This is a genomic window from Parajatrophihabitans canadensis, assembly GCF_053764775.1.
The window spans coordinates 3,575,937-3,588,209 of the sequence record NZ_CM132445.1 but is presented as its reverse complement, the minus strand read 5'-3'; the positions used below and the strand labels follow the sequence as shown (position 1 = coordinate 3,588,209).

The following is a 12,273-nucleotide window of genomic DNA, read 5'->3' as shown; positions in this document are numbered from 1 at the left end:
GGAAAGTCCACCTTTCAGACTGAATGAGGTTCGCTGGTGTCAAGCCCAGTTCGGGATTACTACGCCTTGCTCGGGGTCGGGCAGGATGCAACGGCCGAAGAGATCAAGCGTGCGTATCGCAAACTGGCTCGAGAACTGCACCCCGACGTCAACCCTGACGCAGGCGCTCAGGACCGTTTCAAAGAGATCACTGCCGCCTACGAGGTGTTGTCGGATCCGGAGAAGCGCCGGATAGTCGACCTTGGAGGCGACCCGTTGTCGCCCGGTGGTGGCCAGGGTGGTGCGGGCAGTCCGTTCACCGGTTTCGGCGGCTTCGGCGACATTTTCGAAACGTTCTTCGGTGGTGCGGGCGGTTCAGCAGGTCGTGGTCCTCGCAGCCGCGTCCGCCAGGGTGCCGATGCGCTGCTGCGGATCGAGCTGACCCTGAACGAGATGGCCTTTGGCGCGAAGCGCGATATCGCCGTCGAGACCGCGGTCATCTGTCAGACCTGCCACGGCGATGGCTGCGCACCGGGCACCTCGCCGCGGACCTGTGACACCTGTGCCGGCCGAGGTGAGGTGCAATCCATGCAGCGCTCGCTCCTCGGGCCTGTCATGACGAGTCGGCCGTGCCCTACCTGTGGTGGTACCGGCCAGCAGATCCCGTCGCCGTGCCCGAACTGCTCCGGCGAAGGTCGCGTGCGTGCTCGCCGGACGATTTCGGTCGACGTGCCCGGTGGCATCGAAGACGGCATGCGGATCCGGATGTCGGGTCAGGGCGAGGTTGGTCCGGGCGGCGGCCCGGCGGGCGATCTCTACATCGAGGTCAGCGAGGAGCCGCACGAAGTATTCACGCGCGAAGGTTCGGACCTGCACTGCACGATCGGCGTGCCGATGACCGCGGCCGCCTTGGGTACCGAGTTGCCGCTCGCGACCCTCGACACAGATGAAACGGTCGAGATCCGTCCCGGCACCCAATCAGGCGCCGTGATCACCCTGAGGGGTCGTGGCGTGCCCCGGCTGCGCAGCACGGCACGCGGCGATCTGTACGTCCACATCGAGGTGCGTACACCGACCAAGTTGGATGAGAGTCAGGAGCGGCTGCTGCGCGAACTGGCAGAACTTCGAGACGAGGAAGTCAGCGTGTCGCACCCTCGCGGCGGACTGTTCTCGAAGGTCCGCGACGCCTTCAACCCACGGTGACAGCAAGTCGATGACGCTGGCGCTGTACCTCGTCCCCGAGCTGGATCCGCAGCTCGGGCCGGGCGACGTTGTCGAACTCGAAGGCGCAGAGGCGCGGCATGCCGCGAGTGCGAAGCGCCTGGTTATCGGCGAACATGTCCTGCTCGCCGATGGTCAAGGCGCGATCGTCGAAGTCGTGGCCGTCTCGGTTCAACCGGAGCGAATCCGCTTCGAGATCCGTACCCGCGGGTTCGACCCGGAGCCGGATCCGAGATTTGTCGTGGTGCAGGCGCTGCCAAAGGGTGACCGCGCAGACCTCGCGGTTGAGTCGCTCACCGAGCTCGGTGTGGACGAGATCGTGCCCTGGTCAGCCTCGCGCTCGATCAGCGTGTGGCGCGATGCCGACAAGATCGACAAGGGCGTGACCAAGTGGCGCAGAACAGCACGCGAAGCAGCGAAGCAGAGCCGTCGGGCGAGGATTCCGACAGTGGCCGGGCTGGCTTCGACCCCAGACATCGCGGCCCTGATTGCGGCCAGCGACGCCGCATTCGTGCTGCACGAATCCGCGACGCGATCGCTCGCACAATGCCCACTGCCCAAGACCGGCGCGATCGTCCTCGTGGTCGGGCCCGAGGGCGGGGTGTCGGAGCAGGAGTTACAGGCGTTCGGCGATGCAGGAGCTGCGGTTGTCCGGTTGGGCGATACGGTGCTGAGAACATCGACCGCAGGTGCGGCCGGGTTGGCCGTTTTGTCGGTGTCGACCGGGCGGTGGAACCAGCCCGCTAACGTGGCGACATGAATCCTGACTGCCTTTTCTGCAAGATCGTCGCGGGCGAGATTCCGGCCACCATCGTCTATGACGATGCCGGCACGCTTGCCTTTGCTGACCTCAACCCGCAGGCTCCGACGCACGTACTGGTGGTACCCAAGCAACACTTCGTCGACCTGACCGACCTGGCGGCTGACCCGGTCGCAGCCGCGACGATGCTCGGCGGAATTCGCGGGACGGTCACCGCTCTCGGCGTTACGGCGTACCGGACGGTTTTCAACACCGGCGCGGCGGTCGGACAATCGGTCTTTCACGTACACGCCCACGTCCTGGCCGGACGGGCCTTCACCTGGCCGCCTGGCTAGGCCGCAGAGAGGCTCAGAGCGAGGATCGGCTCGGCGATGCGCGTCAGTTTTAAAGCGTGCTGGGGAATGCCGCGTTCCCGGGTAAACTTTGACACATCAGAGGTTATTCACACCGGATGAGAAAGCAGCGCACACCACTTGTCGGAACCCAGTGTTGCCGGTCGTAGAAACTCCGCCGGAATTCAGAACGGTGCAGGCAATCACAGTGGCGCGCAGCCGCGGGTCTCAACTCGCTTCGTGGTTCCAGGCCAGGCCGCCATGGTCGGCCTGCTCGGACCGAGGGACGAACTCCTGCACGTGATGGAGGCTCGGCTCGATTCCGATATTCATGTTCGTGGCAACGAGATCACGGTGACCGGCGATCCCGGTGACAATGCGCTCGCCATAAGGCTCTTCGAGGAGTTGCTCCAGCTGATGGAAACCGGGCACAACTTGACCCCGGACGCCGTAGGCCGCTCATTGGCGATCCTGCAGGCAGACACCGAGGATCGCCCCGCCGAGGTGTTGAGCCTCAACATCCTGTCCCGACGCGGCAAGAACATTCGGCCGAAGACCGTGAACCAGAAGCGGTACGTCGACGCCATCGACGAGCACACGATCGTTTTCGGCATCGGCCCAGCAGGTACCGGCAAGACATACCTTGCCGTGGCCAAGGCGGTGCAGGCTCTGCAGGCCAAGCAGGTGAATCGGATCATCCTCACCCGGCCGGCAGTTGAGGCCGGTGAGCGGCTCGGCTTCCTGCCCGGGACACTCAACGACAAGATCGATCCCTATCTCCGCCCGCTCATGGACGCGCTGCACGACATGCTCGATCCCGAATCGGTTCCGCGCCTCCTGCAGGCCGGAACCATCGAGGTTGCACCCCTGGCGTATATGCGCGGTCGCACGCTCAACGATGCTTTCGTGATCCTCGACGAGGCGCAGAACACCACCGCCGAACAAATGAAGATGTTCCTGACCCGGCTCGGGTTCGGGTCGAAGATCGTGGTCACCGGCGATATCACCCAGGTCGATCTGCCGACTGGCACGAAGTCCGGATTACGGGTTGTCCGTGACATCCTCAGCGATGTGGACGACATCAACTTCGCCTACTTGGATGCCAAGGACGTGGTCCGCCATCAGTTGGTCGGCGAGATCGTCCAGGCTTACTCTCGGTTCGACGACGCCCAGTGACCGCGGAATAGTGCCAGGCAACCCACCTTCTACGGACGACCAGAGCTAAGACGGGCTGAGCTGACCAGTGAGCATCGAAGTCAACAACGAATCCGGTGTGACGGTCGACGAAATCGCGATCGCCTCCGTCGCGAGGCACGTCCTGGAGTCGATGGGTATCAATCCCATGGCCGAGCTGTCGATCCTCGTGGTCGATCCGGAGGCGATGACGACTCTGCACAAGCAATGGATGGATCTGGACGGTCCGACCGACGTGATGGCCTTCCCAATGGACACCCTTGACGACAAGCCCGGGCTTGAATCCGATCCTGGGCCGGCCTTGCTCGGCGATGTCATCCTCTGTCCTGACGTCGCTGCCGGTCAGGCAAAGTCCGCCGGTCACAGCACCGAGTCCGAGCTTCTTCTGCTCACCACGCACGGCATTCTGCACCTGCTCGGTTACGACCACGGCGAGCCGGACGAAGAGCGGGAGATGTTCGAGCTGCAGGCCAAACTGGTGAATGGTTGGGCCGCCGCCAACGGCAAGGCACGCGTCAACACGCCGCTGCCCGGTACCGGCGGCGAGGAGCGATCCAGCGGATGACAGCCCCGAATCTGGCGCTGCTGATCGTTGCCATCTGTTTGGTGCCGCTGGCTGGTGGCCTGGCCGCGATCGACGCAGCGGTTTCTCGCGTGTCCGCGGCGAGGATCGACGAGCTGGTCCGCGAAAATCGCCGTGGCAGCGCCTCGCTCGCCAAGATCGTCGCAGATCGGGTACGACACACGAATCTCTTGTTGTTGCTGAGAGTTGCTGCCGAACTGACGGCAACGGTTTTCGTCACCCTTGCAGCGGTGGCAGAATTCGACTCGCATTGGCCCGTCATCCTCGGCACGATCGCGGTGATGGTCGTCGTTTCCTACGTCCTGATCGGGGTCGGGCCCCGGACTCTTGGCCGTCAACATCCGTACACGATCGCACTGGCCGGAGCCAAACTGGTCTTGATCCTCGGCCGCATCTTCGGCCCGCTCGCGTCGCTACTCATTCTTCTGGGGAACGCGATCACACCGGGAAAGGGTTACCGCGAAGGGCCTTTCTCGTCCGAGGCGGAGCTTCGTGAGCTCGTTGACATGGCCGAGGCGCGGGGTGTGGTCGAGCGTGGCGAGCGAGAGATGATCCAGTCCGTTTTCGAGCTCGGCTCGACGATCGCACGTGAGGTCATGGTCCCCCGGACCGATGTGGTTTGGATCGAGAGCACCAAGACCGTTCCGCAAGCATTGGCGCTGGCGCTGCGATCAGGCTTCAGCCGGATTCCGGTAGTCGCTGAAAATATCGATGACGTAGTCGGCGTCGTCTACCTGAAGGACCTGATCCGGCGCGCCCAGGATCCTGAACGGGCGAAGCAGACGAAGATCGACGAGGTCATGCGGACGCCCACCTTCGTCCCAGAGTCCAAACCGGTCGACGAACTCCTGCGCGAGATGCAGGCCCGCAACTCCCACATGGCGATCGTCATCGATGAGTACGGCGGCACTGCGGGTCTGGTGACCATCGAAGACATCCTCGAAGAGATCGTCGGCGAGATCCGGGACGAGTACGACGTCGAGCGGCCGCCGATCGAGGAACTGCCCGACGGCGCCTACCGATTGACCGCGAGGCTCCCGGTGGAGGATCTGGGTGAGCTGTTCGATGTGGAGTTGCCGCGCGGAGATGACGTTGAAACCGTCGGCGGTCTGATGGCCCAATTGCTGGGTCGAGTACCGATTCCAGGTTCGTCGGTGGACGCCTTCGGCTTGCAGCTCACCGCCGTCAACGCCGGCGGCCGCCGAAATCGGATCGACACAGTGCTTGCCTCAAGATTGCCAGAACCCGACGCTGAGAAAGACGAAGATGACTGACCAGCCTGACCCACAAGGGAAGTCCGGTACCGAGCTGGATCCGGAGGACGCCAAGCTGGTGACGCTTGCCCGGGCAACTCGCGCTCGCAGCTCAGCCAGACAAGGGGCCGCGGTGCGAGACACCGACGGACGCACCTATGCGGCTGCCTCAGTTGCCCTACCGTCGCTCGAGCTGTCCGCCCTTCAAGTGGCTGTCGCAATGGCTGTGTCATCCGGCGCGCCCGGGCTGGAAGCCGCAGTGGTAGTTGCTGATCAGCCCGGCGACTCGGCCGGAGCAGGCGCGGTGCATGATGTGGCGCCCGCGGTGTCGATTTTCTTCTTCGACATCAACGGTAACCCGGCCGGCTGAGCCTCAATCTCCGAGCTCGGCGCGGTCGCCACTTGCTCAGATGCCCGCCCGGTGCGTCCAATTGCCATTGAGCAACGTGCCGGCAACAGGCATCGACCGCAGCTGATCGGCAGAGGCCGTAAACGGATCCAGATCCAGGATTGCCAGGTCGGCGGGATCGGCGGCCCTTACCGTCGCGCGAGCGGGGCCGGTCCCGCCGATTGCGCCGCCGGTCGAGGCGTGCAGCGCTTGTTCAAAGCTGATCTGTTGCTCGGGATGCCATGGCTGCCGACCGTCCCGGCTGCGATGCATCGCGGCAGCGATAGCGTGCCACGGGTCCAGTGCGGCGACCGGAGCATCGGAGCCGAGCGCCAGCTGTGCACCTGCTTCGATGAGAGCCCGCAGCGCAAATGCCCGGTTGGTCCGACCGGCCCACAATCGATCGGCGACATCCCGGTCGTCCAGGGCGTGCTCGGGTTGAACGCTCGCGATCAGACCGAGTTCGGCGAACCGGGGTAGGTCTGCGTCATCGAGCAACTGCGCGTGTTCGATACTTCCAGCAGCCGCGGTCTCGGCGAACGCTTCGATGGCCAGGGCGTTGGCGTGATCGCCGATGGCATGCACCGCACACTGCAAACCGGCTTGGGATGCCTTCCGCATCAACGGGATGAGTTCGGCGGGTGGTACCAGCAAGAGCCCCGTCGGATTCGCGCTGCCAGCCAAACCCGGGTAGGAATCATGACAATAGGCGGTACGGGTATTGAGCGAACCGTCGGTGATGACCTTGAAGGGCCCCATCCGCACCAGCGCATCGGTGTCGCCAATGACATCGCCGGTACGCAGGCCTCGCGCGATGGCCGCGTCGAGCTGCTCGGTCCACACTCCGCAGACGACCTTGAGATTGCGATTGCCGTCGCGGACGCGTCTCGTCCAGGCGTCGAGGGGCCACGGCTTCTCCAGATCGACAATGCCGACAACGCCGCGGGAGGCCGCAGCAAGGGCAGCCTCCAGAGCCCACTGGTCCGCATCGTCGTCACCGACCATCGACAGCTGTTCGAGTACCCGCATCGCGGCACCTTCGCGCAGCAGCCCGGTCGGGTCCGCGGTCAGTCCGTACAACGCGAGGGCAGCCGAGTTCAACCAGACGGCATGAAGGTCGCCGCTGACCATCGCCGCAGGCTCCGCGCCCGTGACCTCATCGAGCAGGTCGCGGTGCGGTGCGTCCGTCCAGAGCGCGTCGCGGAAGCCATAGCCGACGATCGACACTGCACCGTGACCACTGGTCCGCTGGGCCGGGCCGGGCCCGGCGGCGCGATGGGCCGCGACGAGCCGTACAACCTCAGCGGCCGACCTAGCCTCCGCGAGATCCAACCGTCGCTGGGCCTGCGCCCACTGATCGAAATGCACGTGATGGTCCCAGAGGCCCGGGACGACGAACCGCCCGTCGAGATCGATCGTGTCGAGCGACGCCGACGGGTTGTGGGAGGGGGCGGCCCCGGCGCAGAGCTCACTCGCCCGGGCGGCGAGGTCGGTCCCGATGGCCACTATCCGACCCTCGAAGACAAGCAGGTCTTGCGGCGCCGCGGCCGGGTTCAAGCGCGCAGAATGAAGCAGCATTGGTTCGGAGATGGTCACGAACCTACCTCAAGCGCGGGTTTTGATTGCGGGGCCTGCCGATGCCCTCAACGGCCTGCAGTCCTTGCGGAATTCAGATGCGGAATTCCGATTATGTGTCGGCTGGGAGAATGGTCATGTGACTGACCTCGGCGAGACGACCAATTCTGGCTTTCGATCAGGCTTCTGCGCGTTCGTCGGACGACCGAACGCCGGCAAGTCCACGCTCACCAATGCCCTGGTGGGTTCGAAGATCGTGATCACCTCGGATAAGCCGCAGACCACCCGTCGCGCAGTGCGAGGTTTGCTCAACCGGCCTGACGGACAACTGGTCATTGTCGACACGCCCGGCCTGCACCGGCCGCGGAACCTGCTCGGCGAGCGCCTCAACGACGTGGTGCGAGCCACCCTCGCAGACGTTGATGTCATCGGATTCTGTGTACCGGCAAATCAGAAAATCGGACCCGGTGACCGTTTCATCGCGGCGGAGTTGAAAGAACTGAACGCGCCGACGATTGCTGTGGTGACCAAGACGGACACGGTGGCCAAAGCGCAGATCGCGCAACAGCTTATGTCGATCAGCAAGCTAGGCGATTTCGCGGACATCGTGCCGGTTTCGGCCTACCGAAACGATCAGGTCGACCTGCTGGCCGACCTGTTCTTCGCGAAGCTGCCCCTTGGCCCACAGTTGTATCCCGCCGACGTGAGCACGGACGAAACGGACGAGGCTCGGATCGGTGAACTCATCCGCGAGGCCGCTCTTGCCGATGTTCGTGAGGAGCTGCCGCACTCGATCGCGATCACGATCGAAGAGATGAACCCCCGCGAGGTTGCGCCCGGCAAGGCGCCACTGTTGGACATCTTCGCGACTCTGCATCTCGAGCGTTCAAGCCAGAAGCCGATCATTCTCGGCCCCGGGGGAACCCGGCTGCGCGATATCGGCATCGAAGCTCGTCGAGGCATCGAGCAGTTGCTCGGTCAGCGCGTTCATCTTGACCTGCATGTCTCGGTTCTCGGCGAGTGGCAGCGTGACCCGAAGAAGCTCGATCGGCTGGGGTTTTGAGGCGTGATATCCCTTGTTGAATAAATACAAATCCGCCTTCGTTCGTCCGGGGGCGCGCTCCTTCGTCACCGCCGGTTTCATCTTCCGGTTTCCGATGGCGATCTACCCGATCGCCCTTGTGCTCATCATCTCCGGCCGGACGGGCGAGTACGGATTTGCCGGCGTCGTGAGCGGTGCATACGTGATCGGTGGTGCCATCGGCAATCCGGTTGCCGGCACGTTGGTAGACCGGCTCGGACAACATCGGGTACTGCCACCGTTTCTTGCGGCACAGCTTGCAGTGACGGCTGTCATGACGGTGCTGATCTCGAACAACGCGCCCTTGTGGACGCTGCCCGTGCCCTCGGCGCTCATGGGCCTCACCCTGCTCAACGTAGGTGCGCTGACCCGGGCGCGCTGGTCGCACCTGTGGCCGGGGGACGCGCCTGAGCGTTCCACCGGGTACTCAGTGGAGTCCACGTTGGACGAACTGATCTTCGTCCTCGGTCCATTGACGGCGACGGTACTGGCTACCCACGCCCGTCCGCTGGTCACGCTGGCAATTCCGCTCGTGCTCGTCGCCTTCGGGTCGATCTGGTTGACCCGCCTGCGCGATACCGAGCCCCCGGTGACCGAGCGGGTCGTGGGTGAGCCGCGCGATTTCGCCCTCAGGCACCGCGGGATGGTTCTGATCACCCTCGTCATGGTGTTCATGGGTGCGGTGTTCGGCAGCGCCGAGGTGGTCATGGTGGCCTTTTGTGGCCAGCACGGCAGCCGAGCCAGCGCCGGATGGGTCATCGCGTGTTTCGCCGGGGGCAGCGGTCTTGCTGGGCTGCTCTATGGAGCTAGGCATTGGCAAACGCCATTGCTGCGTCGGTTCGTGATCAGCTCAGTGATCTTCGGAGTGCTGCCGTTTCTGTACTTCGCGGCGACCAGTGTGCTCACGCTGGCCTTCTTCACGGCGATCATCGGGCTCGGGATCGCGCCGACCCTGATCAGCGGGTTCGGACTGGTCGATTCGATCGTCCCGGCCCGCTCACTCACCGAGGGACTGACCTGGATCGGTACCGGACTCTCGGTCGGCTACGGCTTCGGTGCAGCGTTGGTCGGCGGAATTGCTGACGCACACGGTGCCCGGCCGGCCTTTGCCGTTCCGGTAACCTGCGCGGTCATCGCCGCCGGATTCGCCCTGCTGCTGTCGGCTCGGCTCGGCTCGTCCGACGCGGCGGCAGCTGAACCGGCCTTGGTTGGCTGAGTTTGCTCGAATGAAGTCGGCCTGCTGACTTTGGTTCAGCCGCTGGCGTGACGCCGGTGGCAGCGAACGCGAGCGTATGTGAGTAGACTGTTATGTGTAGCCCGCAGAGTTCTGCCTCGGGCTGCGTTTCGTCGATTACCACGCGCCGCGACCCCCATGGTCTGCGCCGGGCAGGACGATCTCTTCCTATTTTTCGGAGTTGTTTCATGGCGGAATCCCGCCCTCGTACCACCGTGCCCGCGATCAGCAGGCCCACCACCGATAATCCTTTGACTGCCCTTACCACCGCGACCGCCACTGGCGACGCGCCCGTTACCTTCGCCGAACTCGGCGTTCCCCAGGTGTTGGCCGACGTATTGGCCGCCCAGGGAATAACCACTCCCTTTCCGATCCAAGCTGCGACCTTGCCGGACTCGCTCGCAGGTCGCGATGTCCTCGGCCGCGGACGTACCGGTTCCGGTAAGACCTACGCCTTCGTTCTTCCGATCCTCGCTCGGCTTGCGACCAGCGGCACGCAACGCCGTCCGAAGCGACCGAGGGCATTGATTCTTGCTCCCACTCGCGAGCTGGCGAGTCAGATCGAAGCCTCGGTCGCACCGCTCGCCGCGGCGCTCTCGATGCGTGCCATGACCGTGTTCGGCGGCGTCGGCGCAAACCCGCAGATCAACTCGCTCAAGGCGGGCGTCGATGTGCTCGTCGCGTGCCCCGGCCGTCTGGAGGACCTGATGTCGGGCGGTCACGTGAGCCTGGACGGTGTTGAGATCACCGTTTTGGATGAAGCTGATCACATGGCTGACCTCGGCTTTCTGCCCGCCGTCCGCCGCCTGCTCGACAAGACTCCGAGCAGCGGGCAACGGATGCTCTTCTCCGCGACCCTCGATGCCGGGGTGGACGTGATCGTCCGACGCTTCTTGACGAATCCGGTTACCCACAGTGTGGATTCCGCCCAGTCGCCGGTTGCGAAGATGGCCCACCACGTGCTGCATGTTCAGCACGACGACAGGTTGCCGGTGCTGGTCGACCTGACATCGGCGCCGGGTCGGACGCTCGTATTCACCCGTACCAAGCACGGTGCCAAGAAGTTGACCCGCCAGCTGATCGCCTCCGGCGTCCCCGCTGTGGAGCTGCACGGCAACCTCGCTCAAAACGCACGGACCCGAAACCTATTGGCTTTCGCCGATGGCACCGCGAACACCCTGGTTGCTACCGACATCGCCGCTCGCGGCATCCACGTCGATGATGTCTCGCTCGTGGTGCACGCCGACCCGCCGGTAGAACACAAGGCATATCTGCACCGATCAGGTCGGACGGCCCGCGCCGGCGCAGGTGGCACCGTGGTAACCCTGATGACCGATGACCAGGTTGCCGATGTACGCGACCTGACGCGCAAGGCCGCGATCCATCCCACCACCACCCGCCTTCGTCCCGGCCATCCGTTGCTGGCCGAACTCGCTCCTGGCGAGCGCACCTTCGTGACGCCACCGGTGCAGGTCGCGCCCGCTGATAGCGGACGTGGCGGCGAGCGTCAGCGCAGTGGTTCTGGGCAACGCAGTGGTTCTGGGCAACGCAGTGGTTCTGGGCAACGCAGTGGTTCTGGCCAGCATGGCGGGGCTCCCTCGACGCGAGGTACCGGGGGAGGCCGCGGTAAGGGCGCAGCCCGGAGCGGCGCCGGGGGTTCGTCCTCGGCTTCGCGCCCTGCACGTACCTACTCGACGAGCAGCAGTCCGGCTGCACCCCGTACCAGCGGGGCTGCGGCGTTTTCGGCCGGGGCCCGTCCGCGCGGCCACCGATCCGCTGGCTGACCCCAACGCAAAACCCCGAATTGTGTAGCGCTCGGCACCGTCACGGTGCCGAGCGTTACACAATTCGGGGGGCTTTTCTGAGACGATGGAGTAGTGCCCCTCTACCGCGACGAAGCAGTGGTTCTGCGCGTGCACAAACTGGGCGAGGCGGACCGGATCGTCACGCTACTTACCCGGCGACACGGCCGAATCAGGGCGGTCGGCAAAGGGGTTCGCCGAACCAGCTCTCGCTACGGCGCTCGACTCGAACCAGGCAGCCACATCGATGTGCAGTTGCACACTCGCACCGCGGAGCCTGATGCCGACCACGGACATCCGCGCTCACCTGGCCTTGACCTGGTAACGCAGGTGGAAACCGTCGAGAACTACGGGGCAAAGCTCTCATCGGACTATTCGGCCTGGACGGCAGCGGTTGCCATTTGCGAGACCGCCGAGCGGTTCACCGCCGAAGAGGGCGAGCCTGCCCTGCGCCAGTACCTGCTGCTCGTCGGAGCGTTGAAGTCCTTGGCGCGCGCCGAGCACGATCCCTCATTGATTCTCGACGCATTTCTCATCCGATCGATGTCGCTCGCGGGCTGGGAACCGGCTTTGAAGGAATGCGCTGTGTGCTCAGCACCGGGCCTGCACGCGGCATTTCATATCGCCGCCGGCGGGGCTGTCTGCCCGAACTGCCGTCCGGCAGGCAGCGCGCGGCCTCAGTCGGAATCGCTGGAGCTCATGGCGGCCCTGCTCTCCAGCGATTGGCCGGTCGCCGACACCGCGTCCGCGACGGCCTGCCGCGAGGCCAGTGGGCTGATCGCCGCACATCTGCAGTGGCACCTGGAGCGGGGAATCCGGTCCCTACCCCTCGTCGATCGCTGAGCGGCGGTCCGCTCGGACTACGGTTGGG

12 protein-coding genes are annotated in these 12,273 nt (G+C 64.7%); 11 read left to right on the top strand and 1 reads right to left on the bottom strand.

The features are described from left to right. The first annotated feature begins 36 nt into the window (after positions 1–36). From dnaJ to ACSMXN_RS17285, 7 genes are all read left to right on the top strand, one after another. A complete protein-coding gene (gene dnaJ, locus ACSMXN_RS17315; RefSeq protein WP_022913055.1) occupies positions 37–1,182 on the top strand; it encodes a molecular chaperone DnaJ in 1,146 nt (381 codons plus the stop codon). Positions 1,183–1,192: 10 nt separating this feature from the next. Further along, positions 1,193–1,960, top strand: coding sequence for a 16S rRNA (uracil(1498)-N(3))-methyltransferase (locus ACSMXN_RS17310; protein ID WP_022913054.1), 768 nt, complete (start codon positions 1,193–1,195; stop codon positions 1,958–1,960). Next, positions 1,957–2,295, top strand: coding sequence for a histidine triad nucleotide-binding protein (locus ACSMXN_RS17305; protein ID WP_022913053.1), 339 nt, complete (start codon positions 1,957–1,959; stop codon positions 2,293–2,295). The genes ACSMXN_RS17310 and ACSMXN_RS17305 overlap by 4 nt, the downstream gene beginning before the upstream one ends. Positions 2,296–2,475: 180 nt before the next feature. After that, complete coding sequence (locus ACSMXN_RS17300) at positions 2,476–3,468, top strand: PhoH family protein (protein WP_051148866.1); 993 nt, start codon at positions 2,476–2,478, stop codon at positions 3,466–3,468. Positions 3,469–3,535: 67 nt separating this feature from the next. Beyond that, positions 3,536–4,051 (top strand): rRNA maturation RNase YbeY, encoded by a 516-nt coding sequence (ybeY, locus tag ACSMXN_RS17295; protein WP_022913051.1) that lies wholly within the window; start codon positions 3,536–3,538, stop codon positions 4,049–4,051. Next, complete coding sequence (locus ACSMXN_RS17290; RefSeq protein ID WP_022913050.1) at positions 4,048–5,343, top strand: hemolysin family protein; 1,296 nt, start codon at positions 4,048–4,050, stop codon at positions 5,341–5,343. Before ybeY ends, ACSMXN_RS17290 begins: the two co-directional genes overlap by 4 nt. Beyond that, on the top strand, positions 5,336–5,692 hold the full coding sequence (locus ACSMXN_RS17285; RefSeq protein WP_022913049.1) for a cytidine deaminase: 357 nt from the start codon (positions 5,336–5,338) through the stop codon (positions 5,690–5,692). The genes ACSMXN_RS17290 and ACSMXN_RS17285 overlap by 8 nt, the downstream gene beginning before the upstream one ends. Positions 5,693–5,728: 36 nt before the next feature. Here ACSMXN_RS17285 and ACSMXN_RS17280 read toward each other — a convergent pair whose 3' ends face one another. After that, positions 5,729–7,306, bottom strand: a complete 1,578-nt coding sequence (locus ACSMXN_RS17280) for an amidohydrolase family protein (RefSeq protein WP_027139378.1) — start codon at positions 7,304–7,306, stop codon at positions 5,729–5,731. Positions 7,307–7,424: 118 nt separating this feature from the next. On the opposite strand from ACSMXN_RS17280, the gene era reads away from it, so the two are divergent. The 4 genes from era to recO all read left to right on the top strand — a co-directional run bounded on the left by era (position 7,425) and on the right by recO (position 12,245). Then, complete coding sequence (era, locus tag ACSMXN_RS17275) at positions 7,425–8,348, top strand: GTPase Era (RefSeq protein ID WP_027139377.1); 924 nt, start codon at positions 7,425–7,427, stop codon at positions 8,346–8,348. A gap of 16 nt (positions 8,349–8,364) precedes the next feature. After that, entirely contained in the window at positions 8,365–9,582 is a 1,218-nt protein-coding gene (locus ACSMXN_RS17270) for an MFS transporter (protein WP_155958341.1), read from the top strand. Positions 9,583–9,788: 206 nt separating this feature from the next. Next, positions 9,789–11,384: a DEAD/DEAH box helicase gene (locus ACSMXN_RS17265; protein ID WP_022913045.1), complete on the top strand. Its 1,596-nt coding sequence runs from the start codon at positions 9,789–9,791 to the stop codon at positions 11,382–11,384. Between the two features lie 93 nt (positions 11,385–11,477). After that, a complete protein-coding gene (gene recO / locus ACSMXN_RS17260) occupies positions 11,478–12,245 on the top strand; it encodes a DNA repair protein RecO (protein ID WP_022913044.1) in 768 nt (255 codons plus the stop codon). Positions 12,246–12,273: the final 28 nt, after the last annotated feature.